The sequence below is a fragment of the Chitinivibrionales bacterium genome (assembly GCA_035516255.1).
GTDB lineage: Bacteria > Fibrobacterota > Chitinivibrionia > Chitinivibrionales > FEN-1185 > FEN-1185.
In genome coordinates, this window is record DATJAL010000034.1 from 16,062 (window position 1) to 34,831 (window position 18,770).

The 18,770-nt window shown below is 51.2% G+C and carries 15 protein-coding genes; 5 read left to right on the top strand and 10 right to left on the bottom strand.

Going from position 1 to position 18,770, the window contains the following annotated elements; genetic code table 11:
* Positions 1-6 precede the first annotated feature (6 nt).
* Positions 7-1,257, bottom strand: a complete 1,251-nt coding sequence (locus VLX68_10355; GenBank protein ID HUI92637.1) for a hypothetical protein — start codon at positions 1,255-1,257, stop codon at positions 7-9.
* A gap of 1,252 nt (positions 1,258-2,509) precedes the next feature.
* Here VLX68_10355 and VLX68_10360 point away from each other — a divergent pair.
* Positions 2,510-3,910: a TrpB-like pyridoxal phosphate-dependent enzyme gene (locus VLX68_10360; GenBank protein ID HUI92638.1), complete on the top strand. Its 1,401-nt coding sequence runs from the start codon at positions 2,510-2,512 to the stop codon at positions 3,908-3,910.
* Positions 3,911-3,993: 83 nt separating this feature from the next.
* Here VLX68_10360 and VLX68_10365 read toward each other — a convergent pair whose 3' ends face one another.
* The 4 genes from VLX68_10365 to queA form a co-directional block, all read right to left on the bottom strand.
* Positions 3,994-5,379 carry a nucleotide sugar dehydrogenase gene (locus VLX68_10365; GenBank protein ID HUI92639.1) on the bottom strand — a complete coding sequence of 462 codons (1,386 nt, stop codon included), beginning with the start codon at positions 5,377-5,379 and terminating at the stop codon, positions 3,994-3,996.
* 25 nt (positions 5,380-5,404) lie between these two features.
* Entirely contained in the window at positions 5,405-6,460 is a 1,056-nt protein-coding gene (locus tag VLX68_10370) for a serine hydrolase domain-containing protein (protein HUI92640.1), read from the bottom strand.
* An 88-nt stretch (positions 6,461-6,548) separates the two neighbouring features.
* Positions 6,549-7,451: a hypothetical protein gene (locus tag VLX68_10375; protein ID HUI92641.1), complete on the bottom strand. Its 903-nt coding sequence runs from the start codon at positions 7,449-7,451 to the stop codon at positions 6,549-6,551.
* 220 nt (positions 7,452-7,671) lie between these two features.
* Entirely contained in the window at positions 7,672-8,712 is a 1,041-nt protein-coding gene (gene queA / locus VLX68_10380; protein HUI92642.1) for a tRNA preQ1(34) S-adenosylmethionine ribosyltransferase-isomerase QueA, read from the bottom strand.
* Between the two features lie 74 nt (positions 8,713-8,786).
* Here queA and VLX68_10385 point away from each other — a divergent pair, with 74 nt between their 5' ends.
* The 4 genes from VLX68_10385 (at position 8,787) to lepB (ending at position 12,519) form a co-directional block, all read left to right on the top strand.
* Positions 8,787-10,397: a CehA/McbA family metallohydrolase gene (locus VLX68_10385; protein ID HUI92643.1), complete on the top strand. Its 1,611-nt coding sequence runs from the start codon at positions 8,787-8,789 to the stop codon at positions 10,395-10,397.
* Between the two features lie 97 nt (positions 10,398-10,494).
* Complete coding sequence (locus tag VLX68_10390; GenBank protein ID HUI92644.1) at positions 10,495-11,013, top strand: hypothetical protein; 519 nt, start codon at positions 10,495-10,497, stop codon at positions 11,011-11,013.
* 4 nt (positions 11,014-11,017) lie between these two features.
* On the top strand, positions 11,018-11,956 hold the full coding sequence (locus VLX68_10395) for a tRNA-dihydrouridine synthase family protein (protein HUI92645.1): 939 nt from the start codon (positions 11,018-11,020) through the stop codon (positions 11,954-11,956).
* Positions 11,956-12,519, top strand: a complete 564-nt coding sequence (gene lepB, locus VLX68_10400; protein HUI92646.1) for a signal peptidase I — start codon at positions 11,956-11,958, stop codon at positions 12,517-12,519. Before VLX68_10395 ends, lepB begins: the two co-directional genes overlap by 1 nt.
* 26 nt (positions 12,520-12,545) lie before the next feature.
* On the opposite strand, the gene VLX68_10405 is transcribed toward lepB, so the two are convergent.
* The 5 genes from VLX68_10405 to VLX68_10425 form a co-directional block, all read right to left on the bottom strand.
* Positions 12,546-14,537 carry a cation:proton antiporter gene (locus VLX68_10405; GenBank protein ID HUI92647.1) on the bottom strand — a complete coding sequence of 664 codons (1,992 nt, stop codon included), beginning with the start codon at positions 14,535-14,537 and terminating at the stop codon, positions 12,546-12,548.
* Between the two features lie 29 nt (positions 14,538-14,566).
* On the bottom strand, positions 14,567-15,094 hold the full coding sequence (locus tag VLX68_10410) for a metallophosphoesterase family protein (protein ID HUI92648.1): 528 nt from the start codon (positions 15,092-15,094) through the stop codon (positions 14,567-14,569).
* Between the two features lie 33 nt (positions 15,095-15,127).
* Positions 15,128-17,215 carry a transketolase gene (locus VLX68_10415; GenBank protein HUI92649.1) on the bottom strand — a complete coding sequence of 696 codons (2,088 nt, stop codon included), beginning with the start codon at positions 17,213-17,215 and terminating at the stop codon, positions 15,128-15,130.
* A 173-nt stretch (positions 17,216-17,388) separates the two neighbouring features.
* Complete coding sequence (locus VLX68_10420; protein ID HUI92650.1) at positions 17,389-18,549, bottom strand: NAD(P)/FAD-dependent oxidoreductase; 1,161 nt, start codon at positions 18,547-18,549, stop codon at positions 17,389-17,391.
* Complete coding sequence (locus tag VLX68_10425; GenBank protein HUI92651.1) at positions 18,546-18,758, bottom strand: 4Fe-4S binding protein; 213 nt, start codon at positions 18,756-18,758, stop codon at positions 18,546-18,548. Before VLX68_10425 ends, VLX68_10420 begins: the two co-directional genes overlap by 4 nt.
* Positions 18,759-18,770 lie beyond the last annotated feature (12 nt).

Sequence of the window (18,770 nt, forward strand, 5' to 3'; positions counted from 1 at the left end):
GAAGAATCACCTCGCCACTTTATTAATAATATCCGCCAGTTCCTTTTGGTTCTTTACCGCTACCACTTCCCTGTTGTTAACAAGGGCTTCGACCGCTTCCCTCATGCCGAATCCTTCGATTTCCTTTTGATCAACTGACAATCTAGAAGTGTTTGCCTCAACCTGCTTAACCAGTTCATCCACGGAGATTTTAAGTTTGCCGCAATCGGTGAACCAGTACGAGAGGCTTTTTCGGTCAGCAAAAAAATCTAAATACCCATTATATTTATCCGGGTATTTTTCCATAATGACAAGCCACCGGAGCGCCTCTTCCTGCCGCAGCGCCTGTTCGGCAGGCGATCCGACGGTATCGGACGCTGGATAGACAAGAGGCATAATTCGCATGTTTTGACCGGCCCGCGATTCGTGCAGCAGCGCCTTTATCGCATCTTTTGCGCCTGGGAAAACAGGATCAACATAAAGCACGAAGGATTTCGGCATTAATTTTCTTTTGTAAAAATATGACGGTTTTACCATTCCTGGCTTAAATAAAAGCTTGTCTTTCACAATAGTCAGCCCTGATTCAATAGAAGGATAATTCGGCGCATTCGTTATATCCTTGTCAAAGATAAAAAGAGGCAAAAATGCCGGTGAATATTCAGAAAGAATCTTTTTTCCCTTTTCGGATGAAGCCCGGACAGTGTCAATAATGACGCCGGGAAAATCATTCATAATTCCGGCCATCACGCCGTTTTCTGGATGAAACAACGAAGAATCCGACACGACGACGGTTAGTGTGAAACGAAGGGCATCATGGAATTCGCAAACGGCCTTGTTTCCTTTTTTCTCAACGCATTTCCCCACCTTGCCGATTTTCCGGCAGTCCGCATCGCTGAAACATTCGGGAAGCGAATCGCAATACGCGGTTTTCGTCCCGGCTGTTCCGCATACAAGTTTTGCAATCCGGTTTTTGGTTATTTCCTGTGAAAATGGCATGTTGTTGACAAGCAGGGTCGGCGAGGCGTTGATGCCCATGCGCATCGAACGGGTATAATGCATGGCGAGTTCAGCATGGCCCTTTTTGGCTATCCAACCTTTCAGCTTGGAAAGGTTAAGTCCCATGCCGCGGATCACCGACTCGGTCTGATCCTGCGGTATTGATGCACGTCGTTTGAGAAATTCCTGCCATTTTTCAGGGTACAAAGCCTGTACCGACAGCCAAAGCAGTTCATCATCGATTTCCGCTTGTCCATGCAAAGAGGTCAGGGTGCTGTCCATGTGCGCAGTCCCAATGAACCACAAATGCCATTCTACCGCAGGGAACAGAGGAAGGAAGTCGGAAAATTCTTTGAGCGCCGCGCACCCGAATTGACATTGTGACATGATATACAAATCCAAAACGGTCTTTGTCTGCAAAGATTTATTTTCCCCGGGAAGCGCGACAAGCTTTGAAACAACCGGATCATCAGGAATATTGGGGCCGACATCGAACCAGCCGGTCCTGCCGACCCCCGCCCCTTTATTGTCCTCCACGATTTCCGCATACGAAAGCGCCTTGCCCTGAAACCCGAACTGCAGCATCACCTGACCCTGCGCCGTGATGAATTCCTCCGTTGAGCTTTTCCGGTGACCGTTTACGACAAGGTCGCAGTCAGGAAATGTATCGAGCAACATGCGGCTTTCCGTTTCACCAAGATGAGCAAGGATGATCTGGATATCTGATTTTCCCTTGAGTTCTTTCCAAATGGCCCGTATCGCAGGAATGGGAGGTTTGACAATTATGGAATCATCGATTGCTAGGAGCTTTTCCGGCGTTGTCACTGCAGTGACTCCTATTGAATATTTTCCTTTTTTGACAATGATATACGACGCAGCAAGCAAGCGGCCGTTTTGCATGTAGCAATTTGCAGAAACGAGCGGCACCCCGGAATAAGCCGCCTGTTTTGCTAGCCATTGTCCTCCGTATTGCAGGTCGTCGTCGCCGATGCAAACGGCGTCATATTTGATATATCCCATGGCCCGTATTGCCGCCAAAGTCCGGAGAGAATCGCCTTGCCTTCCCTTGGTATAAGAATCGTATAAACCACCGCCCCCAAAACCGCCAGCATCAACAAGTATCACATCGTTTGAGTCGCGCAGCATGGTAACAAGTGACGCGCGTTTGGCAAAACCGCCGCCCGGATCGTCGGGGCAGTTGCAGGCTTCAAGCATAGCATGCGTTTCACCGCTTGCAACCAGTAGGATTTTTTTTTCGGGAGCGGCAAATGAATAAAATGCAAGCATGAGCAGGCAGAGAACGCACGACCTCATTCCCCGATTGCTTAAAAATCCCTGTTTAAATGCGATGTTCATAATTTTACTACAACAAAATAACTATAATCCCACCGAACTATCAATGCGCCTTATACCATCATAGCAAAGCGCTGAAATTTTAATGCTGAACTGATTTTGTTGACATTATGCTCCATTTTAGTATTTTATTACTTTGTTCTTCCCTATGGATACCCAATTAAATTTAAAAGGAGACTTTATGCCTTTAAAAACACCGGTCAAAGTTTTTTTAAGCGAAGACGAAATACCGCGCCAGTGGTACAACCTGGCAGCGGACCTTCCTACTCCCCTGCAACCGCCGCTCGGACCGGACGGCAAACCGCTCAGCCCCGAAGCGCTCGGAGCCGTGTTTCCCATGAACCTGATTGAGCAGGAGGTGAGCCAGGAGCGCTGGATCAATATTCCGGAAGAAATCATTGAAATCCTCTACCGTTGGCGCCCCTCCCCGCTCAGGCGCGCGGTGTACCTCGAAAAAGCCCTGGGAACGCCCGCAAAAATCTATTACAAGGACGAAAGCGTTTCTCCAGCCGGCAGCCACAAACCCAATACAGCCATTCCGCAGGTGTGGTATAATAAACAATTCGGAACAAAAACCATCACGACGGAAACCGGTGCGGGACAGTGGGGCAGCGCTCTTGCGTTTTCATGCGCGCTACTGGGGCTCAAATGTAAGGTTTTCATGGTGCGTATCAGCTTTGAACAGAAACCTTTCAGAAAGATCATGATGGAAACATGGGGCGGAAAATGCGTCGCCAGTCCTAGCACCGAAACCGAGGCGGGAAGAAACTTCCTTAAAAAGGACCCTAATACTCCGGGGAGCCTCGGCATTGCTATCAGCGAAGCCGTGGAGGCGGCGGTCACCGACAAATCGGGAACCACAAAATATTCGCTGGGAAGCGTGCTTAACCATGTGCTGCTGCACCAGACCATCATCGGTCTCGAGGCCAAGAAGCAGCTTGCCAAGATCGGCGTAAAGAAACCCGACATTGTCATTGCATGCGCCGGCGGCGGGAGCAACTTCGGCGGTATCGCATTCCCTTTTGTCGCGGACAAGATCGCAGGCGCCAACATTGACATCGTTCCAGTGGAACCAGCCTCGTGTCCGTCCATGACACGCGGCATTTTCACCTACGATTTCGGGGATTCCGCGGGGATGACGCCGCTTCTTCCCATGCATACCCTGGGGCATAACTTCATCCCGGAACCCATTCATGCCGGCGGGCTCCGCTACCACGGCATGGCGCCGCTCGTATCCCAGGCGATCGTCGAAGGGCTTGTGAAGCCACGGGCGATCCACCAGACCGAATGTTTCAAGGCCGCGCTGAAGTGGGCAGGCACCGAGGGCATGATTATCGCACCGGAAACAAGCCATGCCGTCGCCGCGGTCATCCAGGAAGCGCTCAAGGCCAAGGAGGAAGGAAAGGAAAAGGTCATCCTCTTCAACCTGAGCGGTCACGGCCACATGGACCTCGCGGGCTACTCTAAGTTCATGGAGGGGAAACTCACCGACTTTGAACTTCCCCAAAAGAACATCGAAGCCGCAGAGGCCGACCTTAAAAACCTGCCTAAAGCAAAGGCGGTCAAGACAGGCAAGTGGTGATTTTTTATCTTGAGTGAAATCTGAAAGGCAGCCGGGCTAATCTCCGGCTGCTTTTTCTTTGTGATTTTTAAGGACGGTGGTTTTTAATAGTGAGAGAGCGGCCGCTTTCCTATCGGAAATACATTGAACCCGATATCAAACAGCTTCTGGTGATCCAGGATGTTCCGACCGTCAAAAATAAAGGCCGGCTTTTCCATGAGCGAGAATATTTTTTTATAGTCGAGTAAGCGGTATTCCTGCCATTCGGTGCATACCGCGATGGCGTGCGCGCCTCTGGCCGCCTTATAAGGATTTTTTTCGTATTCGATCTTATCCTTGTATTCCGCAAGGTCAATTTTCGCGTTTCCAATCGCCTTGGGGTCGCTGATGATCACATGCGCCTGCTCCGCCAGCACTTTCTTGGCTACATAGATCGCGGGCGATTCGCGGGTGTCTCCTGTATCGGCCTTGAAGGCGAACCCGAGAATCACGATGCGCTTTTTGGCAATGGTGTTGAACATGGCATGGATCATGGTTCTCACGAAACGGGTCATCTGGTAATCGTTGATCTTGATGACATTCTCCCAGTAATGCGCCACGTCGGAAAGACCGTAATGCTCGCACAGATACACCAGGTTGAGAATATCCTTTTTAAAGCACGATCCACCGAACCCGACGCTTGCCTTGAGAAATTTGTCGCCGATGCGGCTGTCTTTTCCGATGGCAAACGCGACCTCCGAAACATCGGCCTCGGTTTTTTCGCACAGCGCGGAAATGCTGTTGATCGAGGAAATGCGCTGCGCCAGAAACGCGTTTGCGACGAGTTTGGAAAGCTCGGCGCTCCACACATTGCTCGTAATGATGTTTTTCCTGTCCACCCAATGCGCGTAAATGTCCACAAGCTCCTTTCGAGCCGCGAGACCGGTTTTCGTCTCGTGAGTTCCGATGAGCACGCGGTCGGGTGAAAGAAGGTCGTCCACGGCGCTTCCTTCTGCAAGAAACTCCGGGTTCGACGCGACTTCAAAATGGATGCTCTTGTCGTTGGCGTTAAGAATGCGTTCCATCGCATGCGCGGTGCGCACCGGAAGCGTGCTTTTCTCCACGATGATTTTATCCGACTGTGATGCTTTCACGATGTTGCGCGCGGTTTTTTCCCAATACTGGAGATCAGCCGCTTTGCCGGCTCCGTCGCCGAACGTTTTGGTCGGCGTGTTCACGGAAACAAAGATTATTTCAGCGGATTTGATGGCCTCGTCGATGTCGGTGGAAAAAAAAAGGTTTTTTCCCCTGGCCTTTTTCACCACATCGATCAGACCGGGCTCGTAAATGGGCAGGTTGTTGCTTTCCCAAGCAGCAATGCGCTCGGCATTGACGTCAACGACGGTGACCTTGATGTCAGGGCATTTTGCCGCGATGACCGCCATGGTGGGGCCGCCCACGTAACCGGCGCCGATGCAGGTGATATTGCTCTTGAAAGCTTTTGTTGGCATCCGAATTTCTCCTAGTGACTTTGGGTTATTCCGTAGCAAAAATGATATCCGCTATACTTCTTCGCACGTTGTCTATCGCCTGCATGTCGGGCTTTCTTGCAGGAAATACGTAATTGGATAAAAATACCATTGCCGTTTGTTTCGGTATATCGCACATGCATACGCAGCCGGTAAATCCCGTTTTTCCAATGGTCCTGCTTGAACAAAAATTCCCCATGTAGCGTTTCTGGTTCAGTTCCCATCCGAGTCCGGCGCACAGGCCGAGTTCTTGTATCTGGTTGCTCTGCATCTGCAAAATACTGCGTCCTGAAAAATATCTTCTGCCCTGCCACACCCCATCGTTTAAAAGCATGTTTAAAAACCGCATAAGGTCCGACGCGGTGGAAAACAGGCCTGCGGAGCCGGCGACCATTTTCTGCCGCAATACGAACGCGCTTTCATCGTGGATTTCGCCGTGGATCAACCTGCCGCGCCAAGTGTCGATTTCCGTCGGTACGATGGTTTGCCGTGAAAACTGCTCTGGAAAAAACGACGTGCTCGACATTCCGAGCGGTCCGAAAAATTCCTTTTGCGCGGTGACGGCGAGACATTCCTTGGTGACTTTTTCAACAACCATCCCCAGCAGGATGCTCGTGGCGTTTGTATAAAAAAAAGTGGAACCCGGTTCGGTTGGAAACTCCGTGTTGAATATGGCATTTAAAATTCCGTCCGGGCCTTTGTCTTTGAGAGCCGAAAGCCGGAAATTATAGTTGAGCGTTTGCGTGAGCAGATGGCGTATTTTCACTTTCTCCCTGCTCGAATTGTTGAATTCGGGAATATAATCGACCAGTTTGTCATCAAGGTGAAGCTTTCCCTTGTCAACGAGTTGGATGGCCAGGCATGCGGTGGGTATCGCCTTGGTGACTGAGGCGACATCGAAAATTGAATCCCTTTCCATTGCAGGCGATGAGGGGGCATAGGTGTGCCTGCCAAACGACGCAACGATTTGCTCCGAATAAGGTGATGTGTAGCCTATGACGCAGCCCGGAAAAACTTTTTCCAGGATTGCCTTATTGATCCGGTCGCGTATTTTCTCAATCATGATAATCAGTATGGAACAGCGATTTAAAAACAATAACGCCGGAGAATACATTTTCCGGCGTTTACCGCTTTATCCGTCAGTAAAATATTTATTGAGGAGCCGGTTCCTGCCCCGGAGCGGCTTCCTGTTGCGGCGGAGGCGCAGTCTTCTCCATTGGGTTTTCTTCCACGGGCGATGCCTCGGTCACGGCTTCCTGCCGGGGCTGTTCTGCGGGTTGTGCGCCTTCTTGCACCACGATAACGGTTTCATCAGCAGTCGTGTCTTGTGTTTGAGAAGCCTGCGGCATTTCGATCTCAACGGTGGAAGCTTTTTCTAAAACAGTTTCGCCCCCTGCCAGTTCCGCCTCGTCATCTTCCAAAACTTCCTCTTCATCATGGGGTGACAGGCGCTTGGTTTCTGCAACGTACGCGGCGCGCTGGTCGGGTTTTGATTTCAGCAGATCAAGAAGGCTTGCCGTGTTCTCGGCGCTCAAGATGATCCTGAGTTGCTTTGAAACCTTTGCGTTAAATCCCCACGCCTTCAGTTGGTCGGGTGAAACCTCAAACGCGTCACCGATTGAAACAAAATGAACCTCGTCGGCGCGGAGCGCAATGCAGGTATCGGAATCCAAGCAGGAATACTCGTCGAGATACCGGCGGTGCAGCTTCTGCACGTCGGCGGTCTTAGCGATGCGGAAATATCCGGTGACGAGCATCTTGTCCTTGAATCCTTCCTTTGCACCGGCGTACTTGGTGAGGAAAAAAAGGTACCTGAGTTTGCTTTTGGCAAATGCGCCGCGGATTTTTGTGCGCATGCATCCGTAATAACCATAGGTTCCGGTCTCGTAGTTCGGATCGGGCAGTTCGGGTGAATCTATATCATCGGGGATTTCCCGTATCGGGATTTCAGAAACCGGGTCCGAGGAGTAAAAAACAACCATGCCGGTGTTCGCGGCCCGGTAATCCTGCCATTGAATACTGTCTGGCGTTTTGGAAATTATACCGTGGCTCATGGCCTTTTTCCTTTCAAATCAATGATGCTGTGTGAAAAAGATACGATGAGAAAGATTGCCCAATTACGAGCAGTCAGGGCCTATTGCAGATTAAAAAATGAAGCCCGCATGCATAAAATCATACGGGCTTCCATGTCTCTTCTGGTATAAAGATAACTGGCGGCAGAGTATTTGTCAATACATGAATTTTCGCTCAGTAAATTATTTCTTGTAAGACTCGTTACAGGATGAGCATGGCGTCGCCATAACTGAAAAAACGGTACCGTTCGGCAACTGCCTGGCGGTAGGCCTCTAGCACGACCTCGCGACCGGCAAACGCGCTTACCAGCATAAGCAGGGTTGATTTTGGCACATGGAAATTGGTGACAATGCCGTCGATTGCCCGGAACTTGTATCCCGGCAGTATCATAAGGGATGTTTTTCCCGCAGAAGGTTTTATGCAGCCGCCTTCCCCTGCGCAATGCTCGAGAACGCGCACCGAGGTCGTGCCCACCGCAATTATCCGTCCGCCTTTTGAACGTGTTTGCATTATTTGGGCCGCAGTCTCATCTGTCAATTCATACGACTCTTCATGCATGACATGGTCTTTTGGATCTACAACGGTCACCGGCTTAAAGGTTCCTATTCCAACATGGAGCGTCAAGTATGATATGCCGATGCCTCGTTCTTCAAGAGCTCCCATAATTCCGGGGGTAAAATGAAGCCCTGCGGTGGGCGAAGCAATGGCACCCTCATGTTTTGCGTATATGGTTTGATAGGTTTCATCGTCTTTCGCGTCCGCGGGTCTGCGGATATAATGCGGAAGCGCCATGACGCCGTATTTTTTAATCACTGCGGGCCAGGACTTCACGGAACTGCCAGAAACAAAAGTCACCCCTCTTGTCCCGTCCGGATTTACCACCGTTATTTCAATGCCTACAGAAGAGTTTTTTTCCAGATATAATTTTACACCCGCCTTGCATCCCCTGCCGGGCCTAACCAGCGCATTCCAGTGATCACCTACGGACGGACCAGTCAACAGTAATTCAACTCTTCCGCCTGATGCTTTTTTACAGAAAAGGCGCGCATGCATGACTTTGGTATCGTTGAAAACAAGACGGTCTGCCGGTGAAAGCAGTCCGGGCAATTCCTTAAAAGTCCGGTGTGAGATTGCCCCGCTTTTGCCATCAAGACAGAGCAATCGGCATCCGTCGCGTTTTACGCAGGGATATTGGGCAATCAGGCCTGAAGGCAATGAATAATCAAAATCCGTTGTTTTCATGGATGTTTTTTCTTGCGCGCCATGGTCTTTTTGAGTCCTGACGAACCCCGGAGCATACTATATTAAAATACAGGATGCTTCCCGTTCCCGTGACGATTCCCCCGTTGTTTCTCTACGCCGAAACGCATTTCCGTTTCTTTCCGTTTTTCCCAAGCCTGCTTTTTAAAAGACAACCCGAGGTAGTATTTGACGTGCCTTGCCGCTGTGCTCTGCAAAAAGACCTCCCCATCATGCTTATGGTCAACGACGTCCATCTGTTCCCGGCGGAAGTCAAAGACGTAAAGGTGACTGTTTCACAAAGGGAAAAACCGCCAGTATTGTTCAACTTTCCTTCGCCCAGATTCTGTATTGTCAAACACGAACTTGAAAGCCAGGCGACCATATTTATTTTTACGATAGCCCGCGGGCGGCTTCCTCAAGGAAGGATTTTCATAAACTGCAAGGCAACGCTTGCGTGCCGCGGCAGGACTATTGAAGTCCTTAATGATAATTTTTTCTCGTCCTCTCAACTGCCTTTTACCTGTTTTATCGCGGATGAGGATTTTCCCGCCCACGGCTCTTGTTCCTATGGCGACCTTCATATTCATTCACAGTTCTCCCAGAGCCACGTTGAATTCGGGCCGCCGGTAAGCGTGATCGATCTGGCCGCGGACGCTTGCGGCCTTGATTTTATCGCCATAACCGACCATTCCTACGATCTTGCCTGTTCCTTGGAAAATTATCTGGAACTTGACAAATCCTATTCCCGTTGGCGGGCGCTTCTTTCAGTAATGTCAAAACCTCATAAGACGATCTCGATCCTCGGGGAAGAAATCTCCAGTTATAATTCCAGGAACAGGGCGGTGCACCTTTGCGGGCTTGGGTTAAATAAAATTATTCCGGGTTCCGCCGACGGCGCTCGAAGGAATGCGCCGGACACTTTGAAATTGGAAAAAGCAATACAATCGGTCCATTCTCAGGCCGGCCTTGCAATCGCGGCGCATCCGGGGTCAAAATTCGGTTTTTTCCAACGGCTTCTTCTAAACCGTGGCATGTGGCTCCAAAGCGATATGGCACTCGAATTGGATGCGGTGCAGGCCGTGAACAACGGTTTCAATCATTCATGGCTTGAATCAAAAAAATTATGGACAAATGAATTACTTAAGGGGAGAAAGTTGCCGATTGTCGCCGGTAATGATTCGCATGGCGATTTCAACAGGTATCGATGCATCGGCACGCCGTTTGTGGCAATTTCCGAGAATTTTTTCCGGCATCTGGCTTTTGCGAGGACCGGCCTATACCGAAAGGTATCTTCGCAATCAGATGTTTTATCGGCAATAAAAGCGGGCGAAACATTTGTAACGAGCGGACCGTTCATTGGTATTTCTTCTTCTGAATCCACGGATCGCGGTTTAATCAGTAATGCCGAGAAAATAGTTTCAGCAGACGGCGCAACCGTCGTAATACTAAGTAGTTATGAATTTGGAAAGCCAGACAATCTGTTTGTTTACTATGGAGAAGTCGGAGCGCGTTCGGAACGTATTATTTTCTCAAAAAGATACAAGGATAATTATAAAATTATAGATCAATTTCCTCTTGCTTCCGTTACAAAGAGGGGCTATTTACGGGCGGAAATATCCTGTTTGAAAGAAGATGGAGCAAGCACCTTTGCCGCCACAAGTCCGTGCTATGTTTCGGTAAAATAATCAAGGATATTTGGTGAGTATATTGGATTGACTTGTAATTTCCAAGCATCTATTTTGATTGCACGCATGATTGGTTATCATCAGGAGACACCAGACCGTGCCCGAAGAAGAAAAAGACGAGTTGATTAACAGCGATTCAGAGCAGAGCTTTGAAGTCGATCCGCGCGACTTCTCAAAACACTGGCAGTATTTGAAAAAAAGAGAGAACATCCTTTTAGGAACCGCCGCAGGTATTGGAGCGGCAATCGTTGCGCTCGTCATTTGGGGATTTGCGGTAAAATTCACCGGATACAAACTCGGCTGGATTGCCATGGCCTCGTCCTTCGGGATCGGGTTTGCGATCCAGTATTTCGGAAAAGGCGTTTCGCCGGTTTTCGGGATCATCGGCGGCGGCATTGTTTTTTTTACGTGGCTTGCCGGTAATTTTATCACCGCGGCCCTTATTTTTTCCCGGGTCAAAAGCATCAGCTTTCTCACCATAATGTCGCGCATGGATTTCCCAATGTTTGGCGCGTTCCTCCAGGCCGTTATCGGCCCGGTAGACTGGCTTCTGCTGTTGGCTGCAACTTATATCGCCTATTTTTTCGGGTTCAAAAAGGTCGCCCCGCCGCAGTGATCCCATGAAAATTTTGCTGGCTCCCATCCTCGGCCATACGGACTTCGTTTTCCGGAACACGCTGGCCCGCAATTTTCAGGGCATTGACGGATGGTATTGCCCGTTCATCACGACTGTCAAGGGAAGATCCGTTCGCGATTCACATCTGCGCGATGTGCTTCCCAAGTACAACAAGCTTAAAAACACCGTTCCGCAGCTCATCGGAAAAGACGCGGAGGAATTCATTGTTCTGGCAAACCAGCTGTTTGCCATGAAATACCCGGTTGTCGGCTGGAACCTCGGCTGCCCCTATCCCATGGTGGTGAACAAAAAACGCGGGGCGGGGCTTCTGCCGTATCCCGAAATGATTGAGTCCTTCCTTGATAAGGTAATACCAAATGTCAAATGCCGGATTTCGGTGAAAACCAGGCTTGGAAAAGAACGTCCCGATGAGATTTTCGACGTCATACCGATATTAAACAAATATCCTCTTGAGGAAATCATCATCCATCCGCGCACGGCAAAACAGATGTACGGCGGAAGCGTCGATCTCGATGCGTTCGAAGAATGCCTCGCTCCTTCAAAACATCCGGTGATTTACAATGGAGATATTGTTGACGTGAATTCGTTTAAAATGATTTCAACGCGTTTCGCGTCTGTAAGCAGCTTTATGATAGGAAGAGGAATATTAATGGACCCTGGATTGCAAGAGGCGATAAAAGGAATTCCTTCAACACATTTCAAGGAACGCCTCTACCGTTTTCACGAAGACCTTGTTCGCGGATACCAGCAAAGCGGGTGCGATGAAATTTCCCTTCTCGGCAGGCTCAAGCAGCTATGGTGTTACCTTTCATTTTCGTTCATTAAAAACGAAGAAATGCTGAAAAAAGTGCAAAGGGCAAAATCAATGGAAAAATACTGGGAAACGGTCAAAGAATCATTTGTAAACGGGATACGGGAATAATGCAAAAGAAAAAGGCCTATTTCCCCCGGCGCTTTAAAAAAAATGACGCCCTTTCGGGGAAACGTTTCCTGTCCGTGGTGCTGTTTGGTGTTGCTGTGGCGCTGGTTTTACGCGCCTTTATCGTTGACATTATACAGGTGACCTCCGGTTCGATGCAGCCGACCGTGAACTTAGGCGTCAGATATCTGTTGAATAAAACCGCCTATTGGTTCGGCAAGCCTAGAAGAAATGACATCATCGCATTTCCCTCCCCGGTATTAAAGGGGCATAGTCTCGTAAAACGGGTCATTGCAATTGAGGGCGACACGATTGAGATCAAAAAAAAAGAAGTCTTCATCAACGATGTAAAAACAAAAGAGCCATTTGCATACCATTCGCGGGACACGGTAATTCTGGTCGGGGACAATCTAGGGCCGCTGGAGATTCCAAAAGACATGGTGTTTGTTATGGGAGACAACCGGGACGAGTCGGAGGATTCACGGGACTGGAAGGACGGCAATGGGGCTCATATTTATTTTATTCCGGTGAGCAAGATTATGGGGAGAATCATTCTATTACATTAGGTCGATGGAATCATAATCAGATGAAATCATAATTTTTTCCCCGCCCGCACTTCATCCGCAAACCTCACGTTATCCGCCGGCTTTCCCAGAAAAACCAAAATATCACCCGCACAGATCTCAAGCGAACTTTCCGGATTGGAGAAAATCTCCGTTTCCCTGCGCACCGCGAGGAGCGTGACGCCGAAACGCTGGCGCAGGTTGAGTTGCGCGATTGTTTTTCCCGCCGGAAAAGAGCCTTCCCCCACCCAGACCATGTTCATCTCGACGTCCGGAAGCGCGAACTTGAGGTCGGGAAACGAGGTCTTTTGTTTTGAAATGCTCCTGAACATCTGATAGCCGTCGGAGCGTACTTCGGCTATGAACTGCTCTATTTCGTAGCGCGGAACAAGGTACTTCATGAGCACGCGGGTGAAGATTTCCACCGAGGTCTCGAATTCTTCAGGAATCACCTCGCTGGCGCCCAGGTCGTAGAGCGGTTTGGTTTCCTGGAAAAATCGCGTACGCGCAATGATGTGTACCGAGGGATTCAACTTGCGTGCGTTTTCCACCACGCGCCGCGTCGCCACAGGGTCGGGGATGCCGATCGCCACGACCCGCGCCCGGCGCACCTTGACATGCGCGAGCACCGCCTCCTGCGTGCAGTCGCCGTAAAAAATAGGCTCGCCCGCCGCTTTCTCCTTGCGCACGGTCTCGGGGTTCATTTCGGTGATCACATAGGGAATGCCCGCGGCTTTTGCTGCCCGAGCGACGTTGCGGCCGTTGACGCCGAACCCGATGATGATGAGATGGTCGTTGAGTTTGTCGGTAAACGCCTGGCTCTGTATTGCATCGGCGGCATCGAGGCCCGAAAGGATGCGCCGGGGAAATGGCATTTTGTGAAGTAGGTCGGAAATCCAATCGCCGAGTCCCATCACAAACGGTGTAGCCGCCATTGTCAAAATGGAAACACCGAGAAATACCTGGTAGGTATTGCCGTCGAGAAGGCCGGATTCCATGCCCGACACCGCTAGAATGAAGGAAAACTCCCCTACCTGCCCCAGCGAAAGCCCGGCAAGCACCATGGTCCGCAGGGGAAACCCGAGCAAGGCGGGAATGAGGGAAGCAATCACCACCTTAAGGAGAAGAACGCCCGCGGCGAGAAGGATAATAGGCACCGGATGGTGGATGAAAAAGGCAATATCGAACAGCATGCCGATGGAAATGAAAAATACGCTGGTGAACACGTCGCGGAACGGTAGGATCGAACCGAGCGCCTGGTAGCTGTATTCGGATTCAGATAAAATCAGTCCGGCGAGAAAAGCGCCTAAAGCGATGGACAGGCCCGCGCTTGACGTGAGCCAGGCAATGGAAAAACATATCACGATGACGCTGAGAAGAAACAGTTCGCTGCTCCTGGTCTTGGCGATCCAGAAAAGCACCTTGGGCACGATCCATTTGATGCAGGCATACATGAAGGCGACAATACCGATGATTTTCACCAGCAGCAGCAGCAGCGAGGGGCCTAAGGCACCGGACTTTCCCGACAAAATGGGAACGAGCAGCATCATGGGAACAACAATGAGGTCCTGGAAAATAAGGATGCCGAGGCTGGTTTTGCCGTGCGGGCTTTCCACTTCCCCCTTTTCTTGAAATCTCTTAAGGACAATGGCGGTGCTGCTCAGGGAAAGCAGAAATCCCATAAACAGAGCCTGCGCCGGGGAAAGGTGGAGCCACAGCGACGCAGCATAAACCGCGACAATGGTGGTCAGCACCTGCAAGGGGCCGCCGATAAGAACGATATTTTTGATCTGAACAAGATTTTTAAGCGAGAATTCTATGCCGATGCTGAACAACAGCAGCACGATTCCGATTTGCGCAAGGGTCTCGACCTCGCTGCGGTTCCCGACAACGGGACCGGCAAGCATGCCGGTGAGAAGAAATCCAACGATAGTCGGAATACGAAGCCGGTAACAGACCAAAAGGACGAGGATGGAGAGCCCGAATACGATTACGGTTGTGCTGAGAAATGAAGTTTGCATAAAGTCCGGGACATCAAAAAATGATATCGTCAACCCTTAAACAACCTGTTTTCCGACCTGAAAAGGTCCATGGTCGTCACGGGCTTGAAATCGAGCCCGAATATTCTTGCGTGAAGGGTTTTGTCCTGGATGTCAAGAAGCCCGAAGGTCGGCGGCAGGTTTTTGTCCTTGGGGCCCTTGAGGTGCCCCGGGTTGAGGCACAGAAGCCCGTCCTCGAGGGTTATGCCCTGATGATGCGTGTGGCCGTGAAGGATGATGTCGCACATCATCTTATCGTCGGGCGTCACGTCTTTTTCCATGGAATGGACTAGGAGGATGCGGAGTCCGAGAACGTTTTCCATGAGCTTTTTTGGGAGGGAACCGTTGGTGTAGCGGTCATCGTAAATGCCGGGCACTTGCACGATGTCAAGGTATCTGTCCTCGAGGCTTTTCACGTCGTCGTAATCGTCGCCGAGGTGATAGAGCATGGCGATCTTGTGCCGAGCCAAAAGCCAGTCAACAACGTTGTTCAAATACTCCACGTTGCGGTGCGTGTCACTTACCACTCCGATTTTCATGGGAATGCCTCCCCTGCCTCGTCGTCTCCGCAATCACGCGGATATCACCCCGGAAAGCGCTGCAACGTTTTTTTTATGTTCGTCGAGAAAAAGTTCCATTTTTTTCACAACGCTGTCGGCGGTGAAGCCGAATTTTTCTTCAAGAACGCCAAACGGCGCCGATGCGCCGAACCGGTCGAGCCCGTGCACTTTTCCGAAAACGCCGGCGATTTCCATGAACGAGCACGAAAGACCTGCGGTGATTCCGAACACCGGAAGGCCCAGCGGGATCAGTTGGCGGCGGTACGATTCGGGCTGTTCGCGGAACAAACCGTCCGAGATTACCGACACCACGCGCAGGCCGATGCCGCGGGATGCCGATAATTTTTGTGCGGCATTGATAAGCGTTGAAACTTCAGAGCCATTCGCGATGCAAATAAGGTTTGGCTTGGAACCTGTTTCGAACACGATATAAGCTCCCCGCGCCGCATTGCAGGCATCGTGATAGCGCGACGGTCCTTTGAAAACAGGCAGTTCCGGCATCACCTGCCGCGACAGCAGCAGCGCGGTGGGTGACTGCGTGTTTTCCATGGCGAGTTTCCACGCCACGGTTGTTTCGGCGCTGTCCGCCGGCCGCAGCACGAGCATGCTCCTCTTTCCGTCGGATGTTGCCATTCTCTCCAGGAGCCGGATCTGCATCTCATGTTCAACGGGCTGGTGCGTGGGCCCGTCTTCGCCCACGCGGAATGAATCGTGCGACCAGACATATTTTACCGGCAGTTTCATGAGCGCCGCAAGACGTATCGAGGGCTTCATGAAATCAGAGAAAACGAAAAAGGTGCCGCACACCGGAACGATGCCGCCGTGCAGCGCGATGCCGTTCATGATGCCCGCCATGGCATGTTCGGCCACGCCTATTTGCAAAAAGCCGCCGCCGAAATCGCCTTTTGTAAAAACCCTCGAACCGCCCTTGAGAAACCCCTCGGTATTGTCGCTGTTGCACAGGTCGGCCGAGGAGACGATCATGTTTTCCACCTTCTGCGCAAATACAGAAAGGATCTTTCCCGATGCGACCCGCGTCGGCGCTCCGCTCTTCTGTTCGATGGCGCCGTAGTCAATGGCGGGGACTTTTCCTGAAATAAAATTCTTGAATTTTTCCGCCAACGCCGGATTTTCTTTTTCCCATTTCGCCTGGATGGCTTTTTTTTCTTTTGCCGCTTTCCGCTTCTGCGCGAGAACCTTTTCAAAAAAGTCCTTTACCGCCGGAAACACCGCGAACGGGTCCTGCGGATTTCCGCCGAGGTTGCGTATCGTTTTTTCGACCGAGGCGCCGGCCTTGGAAAGCGGCATGCCGTGCATCTCCACCTTGCCTTCAAAACATTCTCCTTTGTCATTAAGCGCGCCCAGGCCCATGGTGGTTTTGCCGATGATAAGCGTGGGTTTTTCGGTTTCTGCGTTTGCGCGCGCGAGCGCCCGGAGGATCTCGGCGATGCTGTTGCCGTTGATGGTATCGACATGCCAGCCCCAGGATTCATACTTTTTCGCCGTATCTTCGCTTGTCACCTGGGAAGTGGGCGTGGAAAGCTGCACCGAGTTTGAGTCGTAGAACATGATGAGGTTGGACAAGCCGAGGTGGCCCGCAAGCCGCCCCACGCCGGACGCAATGTCTTCCTGGATTCCGCCGTCGGAAAGGTAGGCGTAGGTTTTATGGGAAAGCCACTCGCCGAAGCGCGCGGCAAAAAAACGTTCAGCGATTGCAGCGCCGAGCGCCATGGAATGGCCTTCGCCGAGCGGACCTGAAGTGTTTTCAACCCCGCGCATCACATCGCGTTCGGGATGCCCCGGCGTCACGCTCCCCCACTGGCGGAAATTTTTAATATCATCAACGGTGTATTTTCCCAAGAGCATGAGCGTTGAATACAGCATGGGAGACATGTGTCCGGGATCGAGGAAAAACCTGTCCCTGTTGGGCCAGGTCATGTCGTCGGGATCGAAACACAGGAATTCGGAAAAAAGGACGGCGATGAAATCGGCGCCACCCATTGCGCCGCCCGGATGGCCCGAAGCGGCTTTTTCCACCATGGCGGCCGACAGTATACGAATAGTATCGGCCGTCCGTTTCAGCATGTCCTGCGACATCATCGCTCCCCTTGCGTTCAAAAATCGGCGGCGGCAACTTGAAAAACAATCTGTGAAAAATAGTTTATTGTCTTTGATGGTACTTTAAGAAAAAAAAGGGAAGACGAATTTTTTCAATGCGCTCCGGTTGATGGTCGGAATTATAAATGCAGGGCGCAGCCAAAGGCACATGACGGTTAACGCAGAAGCCTGATCACCTTAAGCAGCAACAAGGGGCGTTTTGAAAAGGCTTTTATGAAAATGGAAAGGATGTCCATTTTCCCGTCCGGATCTTTTGTGATCGACCGGGCGACATCATCAAGAAAATCATCTTTGAAGGTCACCATGACCTCCTTAAGCGAAAACGAGCGCAACTGCTGCTTGCCGTAAAAAGAGGCCCATTGCTTTTGATAGGTTTTGAGGCGTTCGTATTTGCAGGCGCCGCCGATAAAAGACTGCGCGGCAACGGTTCCCGCCGCCTTGCCAGAAAAAAGGGCGTAGCCGATGCCGGCGCCGCTCACGCAATTCATCATGCGCGCTGCGTCGCCGACAAGCATGACGCCGTTTCTTACCAGAGGTTTCTTCCATTTTCCCATGGGAACGCCGGCGCAGTGCAGGTCGGAGACGGCGGCGCCCGGAAATCTTTCATTGATGAATTTTAAAAGCAATTCACGCGGCATTCCGCCTTTACACCTTGACCCCAAAACGCCCAGGCCCACATTCGCCGTGTTCCCGCCCCGGTGGAACACCCACACATACCCGCCCGGCGCGTGCGAACTTCCCAGATAGAAAACGCAGGCTTCGGGTTCAATGTCGTTATGGGCAACCCTTGCAAAGGCGCATGAATGAACGTCGCCGAGCGAAAGATTGGTTGACCATCCGAGGGAACGGCCGAGCCGGGATTCAATTCCCTCTGCGAGAATCACGCATTGCGCGGAAAACGAACCGGCGCTGCCCTTGCATTCATATCCGCCATTAATCTGCGCGATTGACAGAATGGACGTGCCGGGAAAGAATTCCGCGCCCGCCGCCACGGCATCGGCCGTCATGTCCGTTTCCATTTTCTCCCTGTCAACAACATACCCCTCGTAGCTGTTGGGGACCGTCACGCTTATACCGCAGGGCGAAACGAGTTTCATGTATTTGATTGCGCTTTTTATCCATCCCGGTTTGAGGCTGACGCTCTGCGTGAATCCTTTGAGGCCTATGGCCTCGCCGCAGCGCACGGGATACCCGGGGATTTTCTTTCTGTCAATAAGGCACACTTTTCTTCCGCCCTGCGCGGCATGCAGGGCGGCGACGATCCCGGCCGGCCCCCCGCCGATGACCGCGATCTCGAATTTGCGCGGAATGCTCATCGGTGCTTCCTTTGCGCATCGGAAGTGGTCTTGTCGGAAGCAATTTGAAGGGACAACGCTCCCACCGGGCAGACCGCAACACAGTTGCCGCACGCAACGCACCTCGCTCGGTCAACGGCAATGCTTTTGTCAAGCATGATGGCGTCAACCGGACACACGCCGATGCAGGTGGCGCATTCATCACATTTTTCCAGATTCACTTCAATCATGACGGTGCCAAA

What these genes read in the sequence shown, in the direction of transcription:
- VLX68_10355 (HUI92637.1), bottom strand. Translation starts at nt 1,257, where the DNA reads ATGGACAGCACCCTGACCTCTTTGCATGGACAAGCGGAAATCGATGAT.
- VLX68_10360 (HUI92638.1), top strand. Translation starts at nt 2,510, where the DNA reads ATGCCTTTAAAAACACCGGTCAAAGTTTTTTTAAGCGAAGACGAAATA.
- VLX68_10365 (HUI92639.1), bottom strand. Translation starts at nt 5,379, where the DNA reads ATGCCAACAAAAGCTTTCAAGAGCAATATCACCTGCATCGGCGCCGGT.
- VLX68_10370 (HUI92640.1), bottom strand. Translation starts at nt 6,460, where the DNA reads ATGATTGAGAAAATACGCGACCGGATCAATAAGGCAATCCTGGAAAAA.
- VLX68_10375 (HUI92641.1), bottom strand. Translation starts at nt 7,451, where the DNA reads ATGAGCCACGGTATAATTTCCAAAACGCCAGACAGTATTCAATGGCAG.
- queA (HUI92642.1), bottom strand. Translation starts at nt 8,712, where the DNA reads ATGAAAACAACGGATTTTGATTATTCATTGCCTTCAGGCCTGATTGCC.
- VLX68_10385 (HUI92643.1), top strand. Translation starts at nt 8,787, where the DNA reads ATGCTTCCCGTTCCCGTGACGATTCCCCCGTTGTTTCTCTACGCCGAA.
- VLX68_10395 (HUI92645.1), top strand. Translation starts at nt 11,018, where the DNA reads ATGAAAATTTTGCTGGCTCCCATCCTCGGCCATACGGACTTCGTTTTC.
- lepB (HUI92646.1), top strand. Translation starts at nt 11,956, where the DNA reads ATGCAAAAGAAAAAGGCCTATTTCCCCCGGCGCTTTAAAAAAAATGAC.
- VLX68_10405 (HUI92647.1), bottom strand. Translation starts at nt 14,537, where the DNA reads ATGCAAACTTCATTTCTCAGCACAACCGTAATCGTATTCGGGCTCTCC.
- VLX68_10410 (HUI92648.1), bottom strand. Translation starts at nt 15,094, where the DNA reads ATGAAAATCGGAGTGGTAAGTGACACGCACCGCAACGTGGAGTATTTG.
- VLX68_10415 (HUI92649.1), bottom strand. Translation starts at nt 17,215, where the DNA reads ATGATGTCGCAGGACATGCTGAAACGGACGGCCGATACTATTCGTATA.
- VLX68_10420 (HUI92650.1), bottom strand. Translation starts at nt 18,549, where the DNA reads ATGAGCATTCCGCGCAAATTCGAGATCGCGGTCATCGGCGGGGGGCCG.
- VLX68_10425 (HUI92651.1), bottom strand. Translation starts at nt 18,758, where the DNA reads ATGATTGAAGTGAATCTGGAAAAATGTGATGAATGCGCCACCTGCATC.